Annotated in this window: 27 protein-coding genes and 1 tRNA gene; 18 read left to right on the forward strand and 10 right to left on the reverse strand. The window is 56.2% G+C overall.

Annotated features, from left to right (window positions below):
• Nucleotide 1: 1 nt before the first annotated feature.
• From rbsK to ACYZT6_RS08955, 3 genes are read left to right on the forward strand one after another with little or no spacing between them, the layout of a single operon-like run.
• Nucleotides 2-919 (forward strand): ribokinase, encoded by a 918-nt coding sequence (gene rbsK, locus ACYZT6_RS08945; RefSeq protein ID WP_462026559.1) that lies wholly within the window; start codon nucleotides 2-4, stop codon nucleotides 917-919.
• Nucleotides 916-1,320: a D-ribose pyranase gene (rbsD, locus tag ACYZT6_RS08950; protein ID WP_109633142.1), complete on the forward strand. Its 405-nt coding sequence runs from the start codon at nucleotides 916-918 to the stop codon at nucleotides 1,318-1,320. The genes rbsK and rbsD overlap by 4 nt, the downstream gene beginning before the upstream one ends.
• Nucleotides 1,321-1,364: 44 nt before the next feature.
• Nucleotides 1,365-2,393: a nucleoside hydrolase gene (locus ACYZT6_RS08955; protein WP_462026560.1), complete on the forward strand. Its 1,029-nt coding sequence runs from the start codon at nucleotides 1,365-1,367 to the stop codon at nucleotides 2,391-2,393.
• Between the two features lie 36 nt (nucleotides 2,394-2,429).
• On the opposite strand, the gene ACYZT6_RS08960 is transcribed toward ACYZT6_RS08955, so the two are convergent.
• Nucleotides 2,430-2,639, reverse strand: a complete 210-nt coding sequence (locus ACYZT6_RS08960) for a hypothetical protein (protein ID WP_462026561.1) — start codon at nucleotides 2,637-2,639, stop codon at nucleotides 2,430-2,432.
• A gap of 132 nt (nucleotides 2,640-2,771) precedes the next feature.
• On the opposite strand from ACYZT6_RS08960, the gene ACYZT6_RS08965 reads away from it, so the two are divergent.
• Nucleotides 2,772-3,077, forward strand: coding sequence for a hypothetical protein (locus ACYZT6_RS08965; RefSeq protein ID WP_462026562.1), 306 nt, complete (start codon nucleotides 2,772-2,774; stop codon nucleotides 3,075-3,077).
• Nucleotides 3,078-3,244: 167 nt separating this feature from the next.
• Entirely contained in the window at nucleotides 3,245-3,565 is a 321-nt protein-coding gene (locus ACYZT6_RS08970; RefSeq protein WP_462029920.1) for an I78 family peptidase inhibitor, read from the forward strand.
• Nucleotides 3,566-3,637: 72 nt separating this feature from the next.
• Here ACYZT6_RS08970 and ACYZT6_RS08975 read toward each other — a convergent pair whose 3' ends face one another.
• Together ACYZT6_RS08975 and ACYZT6_RS08980 are read right to left on the reverse strand one after the other, a co-directional pair.
• Entirely contained in the window at nucleotides 3,638-3,850 is a 213-nt protein-coding gene (locus ACYZT6_RS08975; protein ID WP_007905882.1) for a cold-shock protein, read from the reverse strand.
• 290 nt (nucleotides 3,851-4,140) lie between these two features.
• Entirely contained in the window at nucleotides 4,141-4,443 is a 303-nt protein-coding gene (locus ACYZT6_RS08980) for a hypothetical protein (RefSeq protein ID WP_462026563.1), read from the reverse strand.
• A 373-nt stretch (nucleotides 4,444-4,816) separates the two neighbouring features.
• Between ACYZT6_RS08980 and thrS the strand changes: the two genes are divergently transcribed.
• The 10 genes from thrS to ACYZT6_RS09030 all read left to right on the forward strand — a co-directional run bounded on the left by thrS (nucleotide 4,817) and on the right by ACYZT6_RS09030 (nucleotide 12,842).
• Nucleotides 4,817-6,739, forward strand: a complete 1,923-nt coding sequence (thrS, locus tag ACYZT6_RS08985) for a threonine--tRNA ligase (RefSeq protein ID WP_462026564.1) — start codon at nucleotides 4,817-4,819, stop codon at nucleotides 6,737-6,739.
• On the forward strand, nucleotides 6,739-7,290 hold the full coding sequence (gene infC, locus ACYZT6_RS08990; protein WP_176469887.1) for a translation initiation factor IF-3: 552 nt from the start codon (nucleotides 6,739-6,741) through the stop codon (nucleotides 7,288-7,290). Before thrS ends, infC begins: the two co-directional genes overlap by 1 nt.
• A 59-nt stretch (nucleotides 7,291-7,349) precedes the next feature.
• Nucleotides 7,350-7,544, forward strand: coding sequence for a 50S ribosomal protein L35 (rpmI, locus tag ACYZT6_RS08995; RefSeq protein WP_008145659.1), 195 nt, complete (start codon nucleotides 7,350-7,352; stop codon nucleotides 7,542-7,544).
• Nucleotides 7,545-7,572: 28 nt separating this feature from the next.
• Complete coding sequence (rplT, locus tag ACYZT6_RS09000; protein WP_007905879.1) at nucleotides 7,573-7,929, forward strand: 50S ribosomal protein L20; 357 nt, start codon at nucleotides 7,573-7,575, stop codon at nucleotides 7,927-7,929.
• A gap of 109 nt (nucleotides 7,930-8,038) precedes the next feature.
• Nucleotides 8,039-9,055: a phenylalanine--tRNA ligase subunit alpha gene (gene pheS, locus ACYZT6_RS09005; protein WP_007905876.1), complete on the forward strand. Its 1,017-nt coding sequence runs from the start codon at nucleotides 8,039-8,041 to the stop codon at nucleotides 9,053-9,055.
• Nucleotides 9,056-9,081: 26 nt separating this feature from the next.
• Nucleotides 9,082-11,463, forward strand: a complete 2,382-nt coding sequence (gene pheT, locus ACYZT6_RS09010; protein WP_462026565.1) for a phenylalanine--tRNA ligase subunit beta — start codon at nucleotides 9,082-9,084, stop codon at nucleotides 11,461-11,463.
• Nucleotides 11,464-11,466: 3 nt separating this feature from the next.
• Nucleotides 11,467-11,769: an integration host factor subunit alpha gene (gene ihfA, locus ACYZT6_RS09015; RefSeq protein WP_002553164.1), complete on the forward strand. Its 303-nt coding sequence runs from the start codon at nucleotides 11,467-11,469 to the stop codon at nucleotides 11,767-11,769.
• Nucleotides 11,750-12,106: a MerR family transcriptional regulator gene (locus ACYZT6_RS09020; protein ID WP_003179985.1), complete on the forward strand. Its 357-nt coding sequence runs from the start codon at nucleotides 11,750-11,752 to the stop codon at nucleotides 12,104-12,106. The genes ihfA and ACYZT6_RS09020 overlap by 20 nt, the downstream gene beginning before the upstream one ends.
• 89 nt (nucleotides 12,107-12,195) lie before the next feature.
• A tRNA-Pro gene (locus ACYZT6_RS09025) sits at nucleotides 12,196-12,272 on the forward strand.
• A gap of 363 nt (nucleotides 12,273-12,635) precedes the next feature.
• On the forward strand, nucleotides 12,636-12,842 hold the full coding sequence (locus tag ACYZT6_RS09030) for a hypothetical protein (RefSeq protein WP_462029921.1): 207 nt from the start codon (nucleotides 12,636-12,638) through the stop codon (nucleotides 12,840-12,842).
• 290 nt (nucleotides 12,843-13,132) lie between these two features.
• Here ACYZT6_RS09030 and ACYZT6_RS09035 read toward each other — a convergent pair whose 3' ends face one another.
• The 3 genes from ACYZT6_RS09035 to ACYZT6_RS09045 form a co-directional block, all read right to left on the reverse strand.
• Nucleotides 13,133-13,405, reverse strand: coding sequence for a hypothetical protein (locus ACYZT6_RS09035; protein ID WP_462026566.1), 273 nt, complete (start codon nucleotides 13,403-13,405; stop codon nucleotides 13,133-13,135).
• Nucleotides 13,406-13,595: 190 nt separating this feature from the next.
• On the reverse strand, nucleotides 13,596-14,303 hold the full coding sequence (locus ACYZT6_RS09040; RefSeq protein WP_462026567.1) for a metallophosphoesterase: 708 nt from the start codon (nucleotides 14,301-14,303) through the stop codon (nucleotides 13,596-13,598).
• A 164-nt stretch (nucleotides 14,304-14,467) separates the two neighbouring features.
• Entirely contained in the window at nucleotides 14,468-14,671 is a 204-nt protein-coding gene (locus tag ACYZT6_RS09045; RefSeq protein WP_462026568.1) for a hypothetical protein, read from the reverse strand.
• A gap of 501 nt (nucleotides 14,672-15,172) precedes the next feature.
• Here ACYZT6_RS09045 and ACYZT6_RS09050 point away from each other — a divergent pair.
• The 3 genes from ACYZT6_RS09050 to ACYZT6_RS09060 all read left to right on the forward strand — a co-directional run bounded on the left by ACYZT6_RS09050 (nucleotide 15,173) and on the right by ACYZT6_RS09060 (nucleotide 17,831).
• Nucleotides 15,173-15,388, forward strand: coding sequence for a TOBE domain-containing protein (locus ACYZT6_RS09050; protein WP_027921432.1), 216 nt, complete (start codon nucleotides 15,173-15,175; stop codon nucleotides 15,386-15,388).
• Nucleotides 15,389-15,568: 180 nt separating this feature from the next.
• The gene (locus ACYZT6_RS09055; RefSeq protein WP_462026569.1) at nucleotides 15,569-16,588 is read left to right on the forward strand and encodes an ABC transporter substrate-binding protein; all 1,020 of its coding nucleotides are present in this window, start codon (nucleotides 15,569-15,571) and stop codon (nucleotides 16,586-16,588) included.
• A gap of 16 nt (nucleotides 16,589-16,604) precedes the next feature.
• The gene (locus ACYZT6_RS09060; RefSeq protein ID WP_462026570.1) at nucleotides 16,605-17,831 is read left to right on the forward strand and encodes an RtcB family protein; all 1,227 of its coding nucleotides are present in this window, start codon (nucleotides 16,605-16,607) and stop codon (nucleotides 17,829-17,831) included.
• Nucleotides 17,832-17,935: 104 nt separating this feature from the next.
• On the opposite strand, the gene ACYZT6_RS09065 is transcribed toward ACYZT6_RS09060, so the two are convergent.
• From ACYZT6_RS09065 to ACYZT6_RS09080, 4 genes are all read right to left on the reverse strand, one after another.
• Nucleotides 17,936-18,364, reverse strand: a complete 429-nt coding sequence (locus ACYZT6_RS09065; RefSeq protein ID WP_462026571.1) for a YajG family lipoprotein — start codon at nucleotides 18,362-18,364, stop codon at nucleotides 17,936-17,938.
• A gap of 118 nt (nucleotides 18,365-18,482) precedes the next feature.
• Complete coding sequence (locus ACYZT6_RS09070) at nucleotides 18,483-18,896, reverse strand: VOC family protein (RefSeq protein WP_462026572.1); 414 nt, start codon at nucleotides 18,894-18,896, stop codon at nucleotides 18,483-18,485.
• A gap of 311 nt (nucleotides 18,897-19,207) precedes the next feature.
• A complete protein-coding gene (locus tag ACYZT6_RS09075) occupies nucleotides 19,208-20,092 on the reverse strand; it encodes a hypothetical protein (RefSeq protein WP_462026573.1) in 885 nt (294 codons plus the stop codon).
• A gap of 4 nt (nucleotides 20,093-20,096) precedes the next feature.
• Nucleotides 20,097-20,888 carry a HipA family kinase gene (locus ACYZT6_RS09080; RefSeq protein ID WP_462026574.1) on the reverse strand — a complete coding sequence of 264 codons (792 nt, stop codon included), beginning with the start codon at nucleotides 20,886-20,888 and terminating at the stop codon, nucleotides 20,097-20,099.
• Nucleotides 20,889-20,996: the final 108 nt, after the last annotated feature.

The following is a 20,996-nucleotide window of genomic DNA, read 5'->3' on the forward strand; positions in this document are numbered from 1 at the left end:
TATGCCAGCAAAAGTAGTGGTGATAGGCAGCCTGAACATGGACCTGGTGACTCGGGCTCCACGTTTGCCCCGTGGCGGTGAGACGCTGATCGGCGAGTCGTTTGCCACGGTTTCCGGCGGCAAGGGCGCGAACCAGGCAGTCGCTGCGGCGCGGCTGGGGGCGCAGGTGTCGATGGTCGGTTGTGTCGGCAGCGATGCTTACGGTGAAGAATTGCGCGGGGCGCTGTTGGCTGAGCAGATCGACTGCCAGGCAGTCAGCACTGTGAAAGGCTCCAGCGGCGTGGCCTTGATTGTGGTCGATGACAACAGTCAGAACGCAATCGTGATCGTTGCCGGCGCCAATGGCGCGCTGACGCCACAGGTCATCGACCAGTTCGATGCGGTATTGCAGGCGGCCGACGTGATCATTTGTCAACTGGAAGTGCCGGATGCCACGGTGGGTCACGCCCTCAAACGTGGTCGTGAGTTGGGCAAGATCGTGATCCTCAATCCGGCGCCGGCCAGTCGCCCGCTGCCGGCGGATTGGTATGCGTCCATCGATTATCTGATTCCCAATGAAAGCGAAGCCTCGGCCCTCAGCGGTTTGCCGGTGGACTCCCTTGAAACCGCCGAAACTGCCGCAACCCGTTTGATCGCGTTGGGCGCCGGCAAGGTCATCATCACCCTCGGCGCTCAAGGATCGATGTTCGCCAACGGCACAGGCTTCGAACATTTCCCGGCGCCGAAGGTGAAGGCTGTCGATACTACGGCAGCGGGCGACACGTTCGTTGGCGGGTTCGCCGCTGCGCTGGCATCCGGGAAAACTGAAGCTGAAGCGATCCGTTTCGGCCAGGTCGCCGCGGCGCTGTCGGTCACTCGTGCCGGCGCGCAACCCTCGATTCCCACCTTGTCCGATGTACAGGCGTTCAAAGCACCATGAAAAAGACACCTTTGCTCAACGTCGCGCTGTCTCGGCTGATCGCGTCCCTTGGTCACGGCGATATGGTCGTGATCGGCGATGCCGGCCTGCCGGTACCTCCGGGCGTCGAACTGATCGACCTGGCCCTGACCCAGGGTATTCCGGATTTCGTCAGCACTTTGAAGGTCGTTCTCAGCGAAATGCAGGTTGAGCGCCATGTGCTGGCCCAGGAAATTCTGGACAAACAACCACCAGCTTTGAGCTCGCTGGATGAGCTGAATGCCAAAGGCGCGCTGGGCCAGCGTGAGCTGCTCAGCCATGATCAGTTCAAAGTCCTCAGCCGACAGGCGCGAGCGATTGTTCGTACAGGCGAATGTGCGCCGTACTGCAACATCGTGCTGGTCTCGGGGGTGACGTTCTAACGCGCTGTACCCACATTTGTTCCCCCACGCACAAGGAGTGCGATATGCACCGCTATGCTCAGAAACTGCACCACCTGCTTCGGAGTCTGCTGCTTTTGTCCCTGATTACTGCAACGAGCGCCCAGGCGGCGGAAAAGATCGATTTGATCATCGACACCGATCCCGGTGCCGATGACGTCGTCGCCTTGCTGTTTGCGTTGGCGTCGCCTGAAGAGCTGAACATTCGTGCGCTGACCACCGTTGCCGGCAACGTGCGTCTGGACAAGACTTCGCGAAATGCACGACTGGCCCGTGAATGGGCGGGGCGCGAGGAAGTGCCAGTCTACGCGGGTGCACCGAAACCGTTGATGCGCACGCCGATCTATGCGGAGAACATCCATGGCAAGGAAGGCCTGTCGGGCGTCACCGTGCACGAGCCGAAGAAGGGCCTGGCCGAAGGCAATGCGGTCAATTACCTGATCGATACCTTGAAGGCCGCCAAGCCCCACAGCATCACCATTGCCATGCTGGGTCCGCAGACCAACCTGGCCCTGGCGCTGATCCAGGAACCTGAAATCGTTCAGGGCATCAAGGAAGTGGTGATCATGGGTGGCGCGCACTTCAACGGCGGCAACATTACCCCGGTGGCCGAGTTCAATCTGTTCGCTGACCCGCAGGCTGCGGAAGTGGTGCTCAAAAGCGGCGTGAAACTGACTTATCTGCCGCTGGACGTGACCCACAAGATCCTCACCAGTGACGCGCGCCTGAAGCAGATCGCAGCGATCAACAACAATGCCAGCAAGCTGGTGGGCGATATTCTCAATGAGTACGTCAAAGGCGACATGGAGCACTACGGTATTCCTGGTGGCCCGGTGCATGACGCCACCGTCATCGCTTACCTGCTCAAGCCTGAATTGTTCACCGGTCGTTCGGTCAACGTAGTCGTTGATAGCCGCGAAGGCCCGACCTTCGGTCAAACCATTGTCGACTGGTATGACGGCCTGAAAGCGCCGAAGAACGCTTTCTGGGTTGAAAGCGGCGACGCCCAGGGGTTCTTCGACCTGCTGACCCAGCGTCTGGCTCGTCTGAAGTAAGCCACGTGCCCGCAGGTGCCAGCCTGCGGGTTTTTACTATCTCTCGGTTTCCACTGCCTCTTTCAGGTCGGCGGGATATCTCTCGAATACCTGCTTGATGAATGAATGGGCTGCGTCAGTGCCCAGTGCCTTAACCAACAGATCGATACCAATGATTGCCAACTCTTCCGGGCTGCCCGGGCTGTAAGAGCTGTGGCCCTGTGGCCACTTGACGGTGATGTTGGCGTCGATGTTTACGGTGGTCATGATGGCGCTCGTGAAGTCGGAAAAGTCTGAGTGCCGAGTTAACCATTTTGCGCGGCGTTTGGCACTCCGACTTAGGCATGAGAACAGGGCTATGCGACACTTGGTCTTTGACGAATTTTCAAGGACTGTGCTGTGCAGATCGATTTGAACACGCCCGAAGGCTTGACCCTTGAGGCAGTGCGCCAGCTGCTGGCCGCTGCCAATGATGACGAGCACACGCAACTGCGGGTGACCGAGGGCGGCATCGCCTACATTTCATCGGGCGTTGTGGGTGGCACCGATATCGACGGATTATTGTTTCGTCTGGAGACGTGGGCCAAGGGTTCCGGATATGTAGGACTGGTTGCGGCCAGCGACGAGGTCTGGGTCATGCAGATCTTCAATGCGCTGAAAGAGAACTGGCCGAACCCGCCGTTCGATTACATCGACGTCTATTGAGGGTTGTTCATATTCAGTCACGATTGAGTAATGAACGGCAGGGCGATGCTCAGGCAAACTCGCCGCTCGTGCGGTTCGAGGGCGGGTTGATGGCACTCACCTTGAAACCAAATGCCGGATTGGCGGTCGCAAGATCTCAGCTTAACTATTGGAAAAAAGGAGGCTTCATGCCTTGGAAGCTCGCGTCATTGGGTACTTTGTTCGCCGTCACTCTGCTGGCTGGTTGCAGCAGCACGTCGTCCGATTCGGCAACAGACCCTGTAGCGACGACTGACACAGGTCACAGCCGTTGTGAGGCAACAGCAGCCGAATTCGCCATCGGCAAAGCGGCGTCGCCCGCACTGCTGGAGCAGGCGCGCACCCGCGCAGGTGCCCAGAACGCTCGTTTCCTGTCGCCTAACGATATGGTGACGCTGGAATACCGCTCCGATCGCCTGAACCTGAATACCGATGCCAGCCAGGTGGTTACCCGCGTCAACTGCGGCTGATCGCTTCAGACTTTCGCTTCACCCATAAAAAACCCCGTCACATGGACGGGGTTTTTTTAGTGCGGCTGAAAATTACTCAGCGCGGACTTGTGCAGCTTGCATACCCTTTTGGCCTTTCTCAGCCACGAAGGAAACGGTTTGGCCTTCTTTCAGGCTTTTGAAACCGTCGCTTTCGATAGCTTTGAAGTGTACGAACAGGTCGTCACCGCCACCTTGAGGAGTGATGAAGCCGAAGCCTTTTTCATCGTTGAACCATTTAACGGTGCCGGTTTGGCGATTAGACATGGTGTATCTCCAAGAAACATATATTTTCAGTAGTGCTGTGCTGCTCAGGCCAACTGGGCACACCGGGGTATCATAGTCGAAATGTTCGCTTTGGGAGCCCCCCGGACGTACTGTTTGCCCTGCAGACGCGTTCCGTTTGCTGCTTGATGTAGCTGAAAGCCCCGTTTTACAAGGCTTTCAGCCGAAAGTAAAGACGATAAAAAAACCTGTAAAACCTGCATAAATTGTACGAAAAGGCTCAAATGCATCACTTTTTATCGGCTTTGGGCCGGGTCAAAAGCACTTTTTCGTCACTTTTTAACTGGTGTATTGGCCTTGCATTTGGCTATCTGACCCAGTGCTTTCTGTTGCAAGTCTGGGCTGGCCTTGTTGTCCATCAATGCCTGGATGTCGCCAGCCGGATACGATTTGATCGCATCAGCACCGCACGCGCAGTGAGACTTCGCAGCAGCAGCGCCGATCTGCGGGGTCGCAGCCTGTGTGCATTGAGCCATGTATTTATCGCGCTCGCCCTTGGGCCAATCGGCGTGGGCGGCCAGTGGCAGCAGCAGAACGATGGGGGCGACGACTGCGAACAAACGATTCAGACGCATGCTGGGATGCTCCTTGTGGGTCAATGTCTTGTTATCTGAGGGGTAAAGCGGGGTTCAAGTTCAGCACTCTGGCATAAATTGCATGATTTGCCCCAGAACAAAGCCTCGTTGCCTCGACGACCGTTCATCTGTGCTAGCATGCCTCGCTCGGGCGTTTGCAGGCTCCGGATGACCTTCAGTCCCGGTAGCGGCAAGTGTGCGAATAACCCTGATTTGAATCCCAGTCACTCTGGTTCGGTTTTCCGGTTGGCCGCAAGGCTCCTGCCGCTGTAAGGCAGGCGTTCGTCATTGAATGGCCTGGATCGGATCTTGTACTGGCTCATCCCAACCCACGTGACCTTTGGTAGGGGTCACCACTAGGAGAGGAGGCGCCATGCCAACTATTACTCTTCCCGACGGCAGTCAACGTTCATTCGATCATCCGGTTTCCGTAGCCGAGGTCGCCGCATCCATTGGTGCAGGTCTGGCCAAGGCCACCGTGGCCGGCAAGGTCAATGGCAAGCTGGTCGACGCCAGCGACATCATCGACAGCGATTCCACGCTGCAAATCATTACGCCAAAGGATGAAGAGGGGCTGGAGATCATTCGCCACTCTTGCGCCCACCTGGTTGGCCATGCGGTCAAGCAGCTGTACCCGACGGCCAAGATGGTCATCGGCCCGGTCATCGACGAAGGCTTCTATTACGACATCGCCTTCGAACGTCCTTTCACTCCGGACGACCTGGCCGCGATCGAACAGCGCATGCAGCAGCTGATCGAAAAAGATTACGACGTGATCAAGAAAGTCACTCCGCGCGCCGAAGTGATCGAAGTGTTCAAGGCCCGTGGCGAAGACTACAAGCTGCGCCTGGTCGAGGACATGCCGAACGAGCAGGCCATGGGTCTGTACTATCACGAAGAATACGTCGATATGTGCCGCGGTCCGCACGTGCCGAACACGCGCTTCCTGAAATCCTTCAAACTGACCAAGTTGTCCGGCGCCTACTGGCGTGGCGATGCCAAGAACGAGCAGTTGCAGCGCGTTTACGGCACCGCATGGGCGGACAAGAAGCAGCTGGCGGCTTACATCCAGCGCATCGAAGAAGCTGAAAAGCGCGATCACCGCAAGATCGGCAAGCGCCTGGGCCTGTTCCACACCCAGGAAGAGTCGCCGGGCATGGTGTTCTGGCACCCGAACGGCTGGACCCTGTACCAGGTGCTCGAGCAGTACATGCGCAAGGTTCAGCGCGACAACGGTTACCTGGAGATCAAGACGCCTCAGGTCGTTGACCGCAGCCTATGGGAGAAATCCGGGCACTGGGCCAACTACGCCGACAACATGTTCACCACGCAGTCGGAAAACCGCGATTACGCCATCAAACCGATGAACTGCCCTTGCCACGTGCAGGTGTTCAACCAAGGCCTGAAAAGCTACCGCGAATTGCCTATGCGCCTGGCCGAATTCGGTGCTTGCCACCGTAATGAGCCATCGGGTGCACTGCACGGCATCATGCGGGTGCGCGCATTCACTCAGGACGACGCCCACATCTTCTGCACCGAAGAGCAGATGCAGGCCGAATCCGCTGCATTCATCAAGCTGACCATGGACGTTTATGCCGACTTCGGCTTTAAAGACGTCGAAATGAAGCTGTCCACTCGTCCGGAAAAACGCGTGGGTTCCGACGAACTGTGGGATCGCGCCGAAGCTGCACTGGCTGCAGCCCTTGATAGCGCTGGCTTGCCGTACGATCTGCAGCCTGGCGAGGGTGCGTTCTACGGTCCGAAGATCGAATTCTCGCTGAAAGATTGCCTTGGCCGTGTCTGGCAGTGTGGTACCCTTCAGCTCGATTTTAACCTGCCTGTCCGTCTGGGAGCCGAATACGTCTCCGAAGACAACAGTCGCAAGCACCCGGTTATGTTGCACCGGGCGATCCTCGGATCCTTCGAACGTTTCGTCGGAATCCTGATCGAGCACTACGAGGGTGCATTCCCTGCGTGGCTGGCTCCGACCCAGGCAGTGATCATGAATATCACTGATAAACAGGCCGAATTTGCCGCCGAGGTTGAAAAAACCCTCAATGAAAGCGGATTTCGTGCCAAGTCTGACTTGAGAAATGAAAAGATCGGCTTTAAAATCCGCGAGCATACTTTGCTCAAGGTTCCCTATCTCTTGGTTATCGGAGATCGGGAAGTCGAGATGCAGACTGTCGCTGTGCGTACTCGTGAAGGTGCTGACCTGGGCTCGATGCCCGTCGCCCAGTTCGCTGAGTTTCTCGCGCAAGCGGTTTCCCGGCGTGGTCGCCCAGATTCGGAGTAATTACTATTAAGCGTGAAATGAGACAAGATAAACGAGCTGCACCGAAAGCCCCGATCAACGAGAATATCTCGGCACGCGAGGTTCGGTTAATTGGGGCTGAAGGTGAACAGCTTGGGATTGTGTCAATTGAAGACGCGCTTCTTAAGGCTGAAGAGGCCAAGCTGGATCTGGTGGAAATTTCCGCCGATGCAGTACCCCCTGTTTGCAAACTGATGGATTACGGCAAATCGATCTTCGAGAAGAAGAAGCAGGTTGCCGCGGCCAAGAAAAACCAGAAGCAGATTCAGGTTAAAGAAATCAAGTTTCGTCCAGGGACGGAGGAAGGGGATTACCAGGTAAAACTGCGCAACCTGGTACGTTTCCTGAGTGATGGGGACAGGGCCAAGGTATCCTTGCGATTCCGCGGCCGTGAGATGGCCCACCAGGAGCTGGGGATGGAACTCCTCAAGCGAGTTGAAGGTGACTTGCTCGAGTACGGTTCGGTCGAACAGCATCCTAAGATGGAAGGACGCCAGCTGATCATGGTCATCGCCCCGAAAAAGAAGAAGTAATCAATAGGGCACGGCAGGCCTTCTGATTATGTTTATCAACTGAATGCGGAGTACCGAACATGCCAAAGATGAAAACTAAAAGTGGTGCTGCTAAGCGGTTTCTGAAAACTGCTAACGGTATCAAGCACAAGCACGCTTTCAAGAGCCACATCCTGACTAAAATGTCGACCAAGCGTAAGCGTCAACTGCGCGGTAGCAGCTTGCTGGCACCGTGTGACGTGGCAAAAGTCGAGCGCATGCTGCGCCTTCGTTAATTTTAGTCAAGAATAGAGGAAGTAACTCATGGCTCGTGTAAAGCGTGGCGTAATTGCCCGTAAACGTCACAAAAAAATTCTGAAACTTGCTAAAGGCTACTACGGCGCTCGCTCGCGCGTATTCCGTGTTGCCAAGCAAGCGGTAATCAAGGCAGGCCAATACGCCTACCGTGACCGTCGTCAGAAAAAACGTCAGTTCCGCGCTCTGTGGATCGCTCGTATCAACGCTGGTGCACGTATCAACGGTCTGTCCTACAGCCGTTTCATCGCCGGCCTGAAGAAAGCGTCCATCGAGATCGACCGTAAGGTTCTGGCTGATCTGGCAGTGAACGAAAAAGCGGCGTTTGCTGCGATTGTCGAGAAAGCTAAAGCCACCTTGGCTTAAGTACCCCCGACAGTCACCCGGCCTCACCTCTGTGGGGCCAGGTGTTAAACGTCATAAATAGGGGAAGAGCCTTCAAGCTCTTCCCCTATTTTGTATCTGGAGTCTGTACATGGAAAACCTGGATGCGCTCGTCTCTCAAGCACTAGAGGCTGTGCAAAGCGCTGAAGATATCAATGCCCTGGAGCAAATCCGGGTTCACTACCTTGGCAAGAAGGGTGAATTGACTCAGGTGATGAAGACCCTGGGGAATTTGCCGGCAGAAGAGCGTCCGCAAGTCGGCGCCCTGATCAACGTTGCCAAGGAGCGTGTCACAGAGGTTCTCAATGCGCGCAAGGCGTTGTTTGAAGAGGCTGACCTGGCCGCCAAACTCTCCGCCGAGTCCATTGACGTGACCCTGCCAGGCCGCGGTCAGACCTCGGGTGGTTTGCATCCGGTCACCCGCACTCTGGAACGAATCGAGCAATTCTTCACCCACATCGGCTACGGCATCGCCGAAGGCCCTGAGGTCGAAGACGATTACCACAACTTCGAAGCGCTCAACATCCCAGGCCATCACCCGGCCCGGTCGATGCATGACACCTTCTATTTCAATGCCAACATGTTGCTGCGCACCCATACCTCGCCGGTACAGGTCCGCACCATGGAATCGAAACAACCGCCGATCCGCATCGTCTGCCCAGGCCGTGTGTACCGTAGCGACTCCGATATTACCCACTCGCCGATGTTCCACCAGGTCGAAGGCCTGCTGGTCGATCGCGACATCAATTTCGCCGACCTCAAAGGGACTATCGAAGAGTTCCTGCGCGTGTTCTTCGAAAAAGAACTGGCTGTGCGTTTCCGTCCTTCGTACTTCCCGTTCACCGAGCCGTCCGCTGAAGTCGATATGGAATGCGTGATGTGCAGCGGTAAAGGCTGCCGTGTCTGCAAACAGACTGGCTGGCTGGAAGTGATGGGCTGCGGCATGGTTCACCCGAATGTGCTGCGCATGTCCGGGATCGATCCGGAAGAGTTTTCGGGCTTTGCCTTCGGCATGGGCGTTGAGCGTCTGGCCATGCTGCGTTACGGCGTGAACGACTTGCGTCTGTTCTTCGACAACGACTTGCGGTTCCTCGCGCAATTTCGCTAGTCGTAACGAATTCTTAGGAGAGCAGGATGAAATTCAGTGAACAATGGCTGCGTGGCTGGGTAAGCCCGCAGGTAAGTCGCGACGAGCTGGTTGCTCGTCTGTCGATGGCCGGTCTTGAGGTCGATAGCGTTACGCTGGCCGCCGGTGAATTCAGCGGCGTGGTCGTGGGCGAAGTGCTGAGCACCGAGCAACACCCGGATGCCGACAAGTTGCGCGTTTGTCAGGTCAGCAATGGCTCGGAGACCTTCCAGGTTGTGTGCGGTGCGCCAAACGTGCGCCCGGGCCTGAAGATCCCGTTCGCCATGATCGGTGCCGAACTGCCGGGCGACTTCAAGATCAAGAAAGCCAAGCTGCGTGGCGTTGAGTCCAACGGCATGCTGTGCTCGCAAGCCGAGCTGCAAGTCGGCGAAGGCAACGACGGCCTGATGGAATTACCGGCCGATGCGCCGGTCGGTCTGGACATTCGTGAGTACCTGAGCCTGGACGACGCCAGCATCGAGGTCGACCTGACCCCGAACCGCGGCGACTGCTTGTCCCTGGCCGGTCTGGCTCGTGAAGTCGGCGCGCTGTATGACGCTGAAGTCACCCGTCCGGTGGTTGCTGTCGTGCCAGCCGTGCACGATGAAGTGCGTTCGATCGAAGTTCTGGCGCCAGCTGCGTGCCCACGTTACCTGGGCCGTGTGATCCGTAACGTCGACCTGACCAAGCCTACACCGCTGTGGATGGTCGAGCGCTTGCGTCGTGGCGACGTTCGTAGCATCGACGCTGCCGTCGACATCACCAACTACGTGATGCTGGAACTGGGCCAACCGCTGCACGCGTTCGATCTCGCCGAAATCAATGGCGGCATCCGCGTGCGCATGGCCGAAGAAGGCGAGAAGCTGGTACTGCTCGACGGTCAGGAAGTCAGCCTGCGTAGCGATACGCTGGTGATTGCCGACCACACCCGCGCCTTGGCAATCGCCGGCGTCATGGGGGGCGAGCATAGCGGCGTCAACACCGCGACCACTCGCGACGTATTCCTTGAAAGTGCGTTCTTCGACCAGATCGCCGTCGCTGGCAAGGCACGCTCCTATGGCCTGCACACCGATGCTTCGCACCGCTACGAGCGTGGCGTGGACTGGCAGCTGGCCCGTGAAGCCATGGAGCGCGCCACTGGCCTGCTGCTGGAAATCACTGGCGGCGAAGCTGGCCCGATCATCGAAACCGTCAGCGAGCAGCATCTGCCGTCGATTGCGCCGGTTACGCTGCGTGCACAGCGCATCACTCAGATGCTGGGCATGGAAATGGAGTCCGCCGAAGTCGAGCGTCTGCTCAGCGGCCTGGGCCTGAAGATTTCTGCCGATGGGGCAGGGCAGTGGCGCGTTGAAGTGCCAAGCCATCGCTTCGACATCAGCCTGGAAGTCGATCTGATCGAAGAACTGGCGCGTCTTTACGGTTACAACCGTCTGCCTGTTCGTTACCCGCAAGCTCGCCTGGCACCGCAAGCCAAAGCTGAAGCGCGCAGCGATCTGCCTGAACTGCGTCGCCTGTTGGTGGCTCGTGGTTATCAGGAAGCGATCACCTACAGCTTCATCGATCCGAAACAATTCGAGTTGTTTAATCCGGGAGTCGAGCCGCTGCTGCTGGCCAACCCGATCTCGAACGACATGGCGGCCATGCGCTCGTCGCTGTGGCCCGGTCTGGTCAAGGCGCTTCAGCACAACCTGAACCGTCAACAGGATCGCGTCCGTCTGTTCGAAAGCGGCCTGCGTTTTGTCGGTCAGTTGGAAGGCCTGAAGCAAGAGCCGATGCTGGCAGGTGTTGTTTGTGGTAGCCGTCTGCCGGAAGGCTGGGCTCAAGGTCGCGATGTCGTGGATTTCTTCGACGTCAAAGCCGACGTGGAAGCGGTGTTGGGCTTTGCCGGAGCACTTGATTCGTTCACGTTCGTGCCGGGCAAACACCCTGCGTTGCACCCGGGTCAAACCGCGCGCATCGAACGTGAAGGTCGCCTGGTCGGTTTCGTCGGCGCTATCCATCCTGAATTATCGAAAACCCTCGGTCTCGACCGTCCGGTGTTCGTCTTCGAGCTGGTTCTGGCCGAAGTGGCATTGGGGAAAATGCCTAAATTCCAGGAGTTATCGCGCTTTCCTGAAGTGCGTCGTGACTTGGCGCTGATTGCCGCCACGGATGTTGCGGCCAGTGCCGTAATGGACGTAATCCGTGAAAATGCAGGCGAATGGCTCACAGACCTCAGGCTATTTGACGTGTATCAGGGTAAAGGCATTGATCCTGATAGAAAAAGCCTTGCAGTCGGCTTGACCTGGCAGCATCCATCGCGCACTCTTAATGACGATGAGGTGAATACCACGACGCAAAACATCCTCACCTCGCTCGAACAAAGGTTGAACGCCACGTTAAGGAAGTGACGTATGGGGGCTCTGACGAAAGCTGAAATGGCGGAACGTCTGTATGAAGAGCTGGGCCTGAATAAACGGGAGGCCAAGGAATTGGTCGAACTGTTTTTTGAAGAAATCAGGCACGCTCTTGAAGACAACGAACAAGTGAAATTGTCCGGTTTCGGCAATTTCGACCTTCGGGACAAACGCCAGCGGCCTGGCCGCAATCCGAAAACGGGTGAAGAAATCCCGATCACGGCTCGCCGTGTGGTCACCTTTCGTCCAGGGCAGAAGTTGAAGGCCCGAGTTGAGGCTTATGCTGGAACCAAGTCATAACGACGAGCTACCCGTCATCCCAGGCAAACGCTACTTCACCATTGGTGAAGTCAGCGAGCTGTGTGCGGTAAAACCGCACGTGCTGCGCTACTGGGAACAGGAGTTTCCTCAACTCAACCCCGTCAAACGCCGCGGAAACCGCCGGTATTATCAGCGACAAGACGTGCTGATGATCCGGCAGATCCGCGCGCTTCTTTACGATCAAGGGTTTACCATCGGCGGTGCGCGTCTGCGTTTGTCCGGTGATGAAGCCAAAGACGACACCACTCAATACAAGCAGATGATTCGGCAGATGATTGCTGAGTTGGAAGATGTGTTGGTTGTTCTCAAGAAATAAATTCCTGCGTTTGAATACTTCCAGTTTTCAAAAGCTTGGGATATATTCTTGAGCGTTCTTCGAGGAGAGGAACGAGTTTCACGCCTAGTCGGGGCGTAGCGCAGTCCGGTAGCGCACTAGCATGGGGTGCTAGGGGTCGAGTGTTCGAATCACTCCGTCCCGACCATATTTACTGAGTGAAATCAGACACTTAAGCCGATCAGATGGATCGGCTTTTTTGTGTCTGTGAAAAAGCCTGCCCACGACCGAGGCTGATCGCCTAGTGCAATGCAAGAACCTCAGCAACCTGTATCTTTTCGAGTTAATGGATGCTGGCGATACGAGCAGTATTTCGTCTCTGTTCCAATCTCCGGGGCCTTCGAGGCCATAGCAATCTACCGGCGGATGAGCGCGATAAGCCGCACCAGGGCGGAAAGACAGCCGTGGTTGGCGTTGTAAGCTCAACGGACCAGATCGAAATGTATTCGCCTGGCTGATACTCTTGAGCTGGCAACTGAAGGCAAACACCGCCCGGCAGAAGGGTTACTCAATGCTTAAGAAACAGCCGGAAAGCAAAGCAGCGACTGCCGCTGAAATTGAGCGCTCTATCCAAGCCCTGAACAAAATGGCAGAACGCCTTTGGGGTGACGGCCGGGAAGTTGAGGCGAAAGCTCTGCTCGATGCCCTGGATTCGCTAAACCGAGCGCTGGACCGAATCAGGATTGGCGAAAGTCGCAGGGTAGTGACACTCCATTAATACGGACGAATCAACCGGCGACCGAGTTTTGACGGCTGGGATAACAGGCAACGAAGGCAATAACTGATGTGGCTACTTGAACTTTTGTCAGACCTTTTCGACGGCCTCGCTGATATTCAGCCTTACGAAAAACCTCGTAGGGATTTCACGCGGGGATTTGTCGCATTCTGTGTGATGGTCGCTGTGTTTGAGCTAATAGCGCTGAGCCAGTTTTATGAGGGCGCACGCGGGTGAATACTGGCTGCCTTTCTTGTTTCAGTCTTGCGCAAAACCCGCATGAGGGCTCACCGTTACTGTTTCGGCTTCGTCCCTCCATCCCCCGAGTCACTTGAAGTAGCGGCGTCTTTTTCCATTTCCTTCGACTCCGCACCAGAATTAGACCCCGCAGCTTCCTCGCCCTTTTTGTCAGCCTTTTCCTTGTTGGACTCACCCCCTTGGTTAAGTCCCGGAAGAGCACTCGGGGGGATGGTAGCGTCTTCCGTATTCTTCTCGGCCGCGATCGAGTAGAGCGAGCAGATCGACAGTAGTCCAGCGAGCATGAGAGCGGCAATTTTGCTGTTCATCGTTTGCGCCTGCTGTGCGAGTGAATGTATGCATTGGAAGACCGCGGAGAGTAAACGTGCCCATGTCAGGACGAGCGGTAGGTATGAAAAAGACCTATCAGCCTCGCTACGTCTTCTTCGTCCTGGCCATGCAACTGGCGATCTACTCATCTCTCATAAAGGCCGAGATACCTGAGTTGACAAAAAAACGTCAAGTCGCAGCTTCAAGCGTTTCAAGATTCAAAAGAGTGAAGTAACCCACATCAGGCTTCCAGCCAGTGGTGTCGATATGAATCACATTGCCAAGCCTGACCGGTTTACGTATCGGTGTATGCCCAACGATCAATGCACGCAGGCCCTCAACGCCATGCATCTCCCATTGATCGAGTCGGCTTCGTGACCACATGCAGCGGTGCTGAACCTGCATCAGGCGCAGGCTGCTCTCTGGCGATTCCAGTTCCTCTCGCAGTTGCTGCCATGATGCAAATGGGCAATCGGCATGCACGATGCCAATCAGGCCATGTGCCGTGTTAACTTCGATTGCGATAGGCAGCTCGGAGAACTTCGCCGCGAATTCTTTTTGCTCGGAAAGCGATAGCTCCGTGAACCATAAGCCGCCGTTGTAGATCCAGCTATCGACGTCGCAGGTATCGAAGTGAACCACGTAGTCGTCATGGTTGCCGCACACTGCGTGAAACCATGGCTTGTCCAGCCAATCGAGCGCATCACGGCATTCGGGCCCGCGGTCAACCAGATCGCCAACGCTGAACAGGCGATCGACCAAGCGGTTGAACCTGGCTGCATCCAGCGCAGCCTGCAACCGAGTGAAGTGGCCATGAATGTCACCAACGGCGAAATCTCGGCCAGCGGTGTTTGCGGCGAAGCGCTTTACGCGCGTCAACTCTGAAACTTCGAACATGGCAGTGCCTCATCCGCCAATCGCCGGCGAGCTGGTGGTCAGTTGAGTTTAGGCCGCGTCGGCGCAAATCGTGGGCAAGGCTTGGTGGCAGGGCTTCGGGTTGATCACGAAGACATAAAGAAAAACCCGGCAATTGGGCCGGGTTTTGTTCGTCAGGGGCAGCGTTAGTAACCAGCCACCTGGGCGAGGAGGTTGTCCTGCGCCACGGCGATGAAATGCAGAGGAACGTGCGATTGCTCATCAGGAGTGCGGATTTCGACGCTACCGACGATTTGAAGGTGTCGCTCACTCAGCCCGGTCGACTCTGCTGCTTTTGCCATAGCCATTTTTCTCGCGTGGTTCGCTGCGATTTCATTGAGAGTTGACACGTTACATCTCCGGGGGGACTGACCAAGCGTTAATTAGAGTTGCTGCCGCGTCAGAATTACGTCGTTCTGCGGCTGCCAAGACCGGCTTGTGCAATCCCTACGCCAGACAGGGCCGCCTTTTGCGCGCCGGGTTTTCCTATACGACGAATGGTTGCAGCGGACCATGCTGCACCTGCTGATCGTCCAGGCAGGCATCAAAACGCTCGGCTAATACAGATTAGTTGGGCGTTTTGCACTCGCACTTCGTTGGAGCCAGGCTTGCAGGCGAAGGCGTCCTCAAGCACGCCTTCGCTGTCAAGCCGTGCACGCATTGCCGGGCCAGGGGATCGAGAAGGTGAGCAGCATAAATCCAGGATTGGGAGAGCCTGCGCTGAGCTCTTAATATTCTATAAAGATATAAATAGATAATTATATATTCCTTTTGTTGCTTCTCCAGGTGGTGCACTTTGAAGGCCTGCGCATCCATGCGGATGTGTCCGACACCAGACAGGAAGCCTCAACATGACCATCAAAGCGATCAACGTTCGCAACCAGTTCAAAGGCGTCATCAAGGAAATAGTGCAGGGCGAAGTGGTGTCCGAAATCGACGTGCAAACCGCGTCCGGCATTGTCACCTCGGTGATTACCACCCGCTCGGTGCGCGACCTTGAATTGAAAGTGGGCAGCGAGGTGATTGCCTTCGTCAAATCCACCGAGGTGTCGATCGCCAAGCTCTGAAGAGCCCGTTCGAAATTCAACATCTGCGCCTCGGCTAATGCCGGTAACGACGAAAATCCTGTGGGAGCGTGGCTTGCCCGCGAAGAATGCACCGCGGTTTTTCAGGTATTGCGCGTCATCGTTCTTCGCGGGCAAGCCTCGCTCCCACAGGTTCTGTGTACCCATCACGTTGAGGTTTTCATGGCGACTCCTTTCAAGCGCTCCCCGTTGACCCTGTTGGCAGCCTCCGTGGCGGCGATGAGTGCGTTACTCAGCGGCGGCGTTCAGGCCGAAGGCAAAATCAGCATTGCGCAGCAATTTGGCATCGGTTACCTGATTCTGGATGTGGTGCGCGATCAGCAGCTCATCGAGAAACATGGCAAGGAGCAGGGGCTCGACATCAAGGTCGACTGGAACAGCATCTCCGGTGCCACAGCGATGAACGAGGCGCTGCTGGCCGGTGCGCTGGATGTGGTGTCGGCAGGCGTGCCGCCGATGCTGACGATCTGGGACCGGACCAAGGGCAAGCAAAACGTCAAGGCCATCGCGTCGCTGGGTTCGATGCCCAACTACCTGCTGACCAATAATCCGAATGTGAAGAGCCTCAAGGACTTCACTGAAAAGGACCGTATCGCCGTACCGGCGGCGCGTGTAGGTTTCCAGTCGCGCACGTTGCAGATCGAAACGGCCAAGCAGTTCGGCGCTGAAAACTTCAAGAAGTTTGACGACATCTCGATCAGCCTCGCGCACCCGGATGCGACGTCGGCGTTGATTGCGGGCGGTTCGGAGATCAACTCACATTTTTCCAGCCCACCGTTTCAGTACCAGGAATTGCAGAGTCCCAACGTGCACAAGGTGCTGAGTTCCTACGACGTATTGGGTGGTCAGGCCACGTTTAACGTGCTGTACACCACCGAGAAATTCCACGACGAAAACCCGAAAACCTACAAGGCGTTCTACGTGGCGCTGGCCGAGGCCGAGAAAATCATCAAGGCCGATAAGCCGGCGGCAGCGCAGATCTATATCCGTGTGGAGCAATCGAAACTATCCTTGCCATTGGTAGAGAAAATTGTCGCCGACCCCGAAATCGACTTTACCGTGGTGCCACAGCGCACCTTTATCTACGCCGAGCAACTGCAGGCGCTCGGCGTGCTGAAAAACAAGGCTGACAGCTGGAAAGATTACTTCTTCGAGGAAGCACATGGCGGTGCAGGCAGTTGAGAAAAGACCGGACATCATGCAAAAGCAGAGCTACCAACTGCTGGAAGTCGCCAACGGCAAACCGATCAAACTCTGGACCGAAGGCGTTCCGGTAGAAAACGAAGCCAGGCAGCAATTGATTAACACCGCGAAGATGCCGTTCATCTTCAAACACCTGGCGGTGATGCCCGACGTGCACCTGGGCAAGGGCTCGACCATCGGCAGCGTGATTCCTACCGTAGGCGCGATCATTCCGGCCGCCGTCGGTGTGGACATTGGCTGCGGCATGATCGCTGCGCGTACGTCGCTGACTGCCGCTGATTTGCCGGACAACCTGCATGGTTTGCGCTGCGCGATCGAAAAAGCGGTGCCCCATGGCCGCACCGTGGGTCGTGGTATGAGGGATAAAGGTGCCTGGTACAGCGTTCCGAAACAGGCCGATCAGGCGTGGGCTGCGCTGAACCCACGGTTCAAGGCGATCACCGACAAGTACCCGAAACTTGCCAATACCAACAATCGCGGACACTTGGGCACGTTGGGCAGCGGTAACCACTTCATCGAGGTGTGCCTGGATGAAACCAACCGGGTCTGGTTCATGCTTCACAGCGGTTCACGCGGGGTCGGCAACGCCATCGGCAACCTGTTCATTCAACTGGCTCAGGCCGACATGCGCCAGCACATCGCCAATCTGCCAGACCGTGACCTGGCCTACTTCGAGGAAGGCAGCCGGCATTTCGATGATTACGTCGAAGCTGTCGACTGGGCCCAGGATTTCGCCAGACAGAACCGTGCGTTGATGATGCAAGCGGTGATTCAGGCGACACGCAAAGTGATCAGCAAGCCGTTCGAAGTCGCCCTGGAAGCGGTGAATTGCCACCACAACTACGTGCAGAAAGAGCGGCATTTCGGTCAGGATATTCTGGTCACCCGCAAGGGCGCGGTGTCGGCGCAGAAGGGCGAGTTGGGGATCATTCCTGGATCGATGGGCGCGAAGAGTTTCATCGTTCGCGGGCTCGGCAATGAACAATCGTTCTGCTCCTGCAGTCACGGCGCCGGCCGCGTGATGAGCCGCACCAAGGCGAAAAGCCTGTTCACCGTCGCCGACCAGATCCGCGCCACCGCCCACGTCGAATGTCGCAAGGATGCGTCGGTGATCGATGAAATTCCGATGGCCTACAAAGACATCGACCACGTCATGCATGCCCAGCGCGAGCTGGTGGAAGTGCTGCACACCTTGCGTCAGGTGGTGTGTGTGAAGGGGTAGGCGCGGCGCCTAGATCGCAGCCTCGTTTCACTCGAAAGCTGCTACATAGAAATGCGTGTTCCCTGTAGCAGCTGTCGAGTGAAACGAGGCTGCGATCTCTTGATCTACCGATACTTGATCACGATCCCTTTAAGTTTGCGCCCTTCAATAGTCCGGACATCGCGAGCCCACAGCGGCCCGTTGACATAGGCACCCACCGGCTGGATATGGTCGTAGACCACTACCACGGCATCGCCACCGAGCTTGGCCGACTCATCCCGCAGTTTTGCTTCTACCTCGGTGATGGGCGGCGCTGGGTCGACACTCGCATCGATCAGCACTTCACCCAATCGGATGTGCGGACGAAGCGGTTCGGTACGCAATACCACGACTTCGCTGGCCAGCGTCGGCGCGGGATGCTCGACGCCCACATAAGCGGTGGTCCGCGCGTCAACGGAGGCGCAACCACTGAGCCCAAGCAGGGTGGCGGCGAACCCGGCCGCCAGCAGTGACAATTTCAAACGGGTGGACCAGAGCGCGTCATGAGCAGGCATGTGGGTTTCCTCCGAAGGAGCCGCTGCAATGCGGGGTGGCCTGTTGACGGTAGCAGACGGTCCGGGAGTTTCCAGAAAGCCCAGCCCTTTCAGGTCGGGCTATTTCATGCCTGAAAGGTCACTGATCCTTTTCGCAGTTGACCATCCACGACACACCAAAGCGGTCCACCAGCATCCCGAAGCGGGCCGCCCAGAAGGTCTTATCCAGTGGCATTTGCACGGTGCCGTCTTCCGACAAGGCGCCGAAAACGCGCTCCGCCTCGGCAATGCTGTCGACATTCAGCGACACCGAACACCCGCTCATGTCATCAGTCGGGCGATCCGGTGTGGTGTCTGACCCCATGAGCGCCTGATCCCCCACCGCCAGACGGGTATGGATGATCAGGTTGTGCAGATCCGCGGGAAAGTGCTCGCGCGCCGGGCTTTCGCCGAAGGTCATCATCATTTCGATCTGACCTTGCAGGGCTTGCGCATAGAAGGTGAAGGCGGCTTTACAGTCGCCGTTGAAGATGAGGTAGGGATTGATTTTCATATTTTGCTCCCGGTAACCGAGGGACTGGAGGCCCCCATTGGCCTATGAACTGACTCCAAGTAGCAAAGCGTTAGATGCGGGGTTGTGCAGGATTTGTTTAGACGGTTTTTCTATGGGAGGGGCGGGGCTTATTGCTTCATTGATGCGTGAGGACGCCGAAGACTAAGCATTTCCAACAGTACTACACGCTCTCGGCAGCCGCATGCATGCTGCGTCTGCCCAACGGACTAGCTATTGCGACTGTGGCAATAACATGCCCGGAGGGGTAGCTAAACTGATGGTTTGCCTATTTTGTGGTTTTCAATAATTGATTAAGCAGCACACTCATAGTCGATGATTGCTTTGGCCGCTTCCTCGGCTCCAAAAAACACACGGGACTCAATTCCGTCCTCCAAGCTTTGGCGCTGAAGATCTTCGAGACTTTGCTCATATTCGGTAATTAGCGCTCGATCGAATCGATCAAGTGACTTTGGCGTCCAGATGAAAAGGGTGCATTTGTCTTGAGGCGCATCGGCGATTTTGTGTTTCACAAAGTGGAGATCCCACAAGCGACTCTTTGCGCCATCTACATGACGGCTAATCTGCTTGGAGGGTTTTATTTTTGCCAGGCTAGCGACCATTTTGTTCCCGGAAAAAAATAAACTGCCTCGGGATCCCTGCATCGCTTGGGTGTGGAGTGGAAGGTTGAATCGGTCCCGTAGCCTCGGCAATATTCCAAGGACACGCTCTTGTATGTCGGAGCGAAGCTGACCCAGATTCTGTTCGTAAACGATCGGATCGTCTTCAGCATCTTCTTCTTCAATCGCGTCGGAATGAACTGAGGAGAGGCTTGATGTGAGGCTGCACGCCTGCTGAAGAATATGCTTCATGTTCATACCTAGACCCTTTCGAATTTTCCCAACAGACACCCCGTGGATACCAGCTGAAAAACTACCCTCAAAGCCTTTCTCTGCAAACTCAAGGGCTCTGTTAAGAGCCATCTCCATCATTTGCCGCATTCCTGTCGCAGACGCTCCATACAGGCACTTTAATGCTTTTTCACTAATGGCCAGGCAACCGTCGACGCCGGTGCTCGATTTCGCAACAACCGCGATTGTCAGGCGCTCTCCCGATTGGACGATGGGCTCAAGGTAAATGGGAGCCCAATCGGCCTCATACTCTGGAAAACTTGGAAAATCAGAAAGATCTGGAAGCATCTTGTTAGATCGCCAAACTGTTTTGTTTTACACCAAGTGCGCTATCCATTAGCACGCCCATATGATGGACTCGGGACTCAAGGAATTCCACCACCCGGTTAACGTGCTCAATAGATACCTGGCAATACTCCGGCTGGCTAGCTGCCGCATATTTTCGGAAATCTGCGTCGTATATGGGGGCCGAGCTGTTCTTGAGCTTTTTGGCAGACAGGTGACGCTCGAAAACGGTGACCTCACCGATCACCATTTGCAGCAAGCGATTCTGGATGTTTTTTCCGGCTTGGGACACGGGTGAAGCTAAGGCTTCTTCATGGTCAATCAGCCAGATGGCACCGTCGGCACCGACGAGCAAATTCCGCAGATTCCTATCCGTGTTGGCGACTAGCTCGTCAAATACGATTGCTGCGTGAAGATGAGACCATTTGTTCAGGAGGTGCGAGACTTTATCGAATTTGATAGCTCGACTGACAGGAATGGCATGTGTATCGATGCTGGCGAGGGCAATGCACTTGCCTGGTCCTCGCCCGAGTGACTCGCCTCTTGCGATGACTAATGCGGTGAGGGGTATTGGGAGGCCAAAATACCGTCCGATTGTGGCGCTCATCGTTTCTGCGAACAAGCGCTCCGCTGGAAGGAATTTTACATAGGCATGAAGGTCGCGTTTGTATCCCTTCAGTCCACTGATTGTCCCGTAGAACAGCGGGTGCTGACCCTTGATGTCCGGATCATCGACGGGGTCCCCCTGTAGGAAAAGTCCCAGTGGAATGTCCAAGACTTCCAGATTTGAGATCGACATCCTTTTCTACGCTTCCCTTGTCGCCAGACTTTTGATCAGCAACCTTCATTATTAAGTAAATCCCCTGATCCGTTGGCTTCTGCCTGCAGTTGAGGGGTGGATTTTCTT

The sequence above is a fragment of the Pseudomonas sp. RT6P73 genome (genome assembly GCF_054897715.1).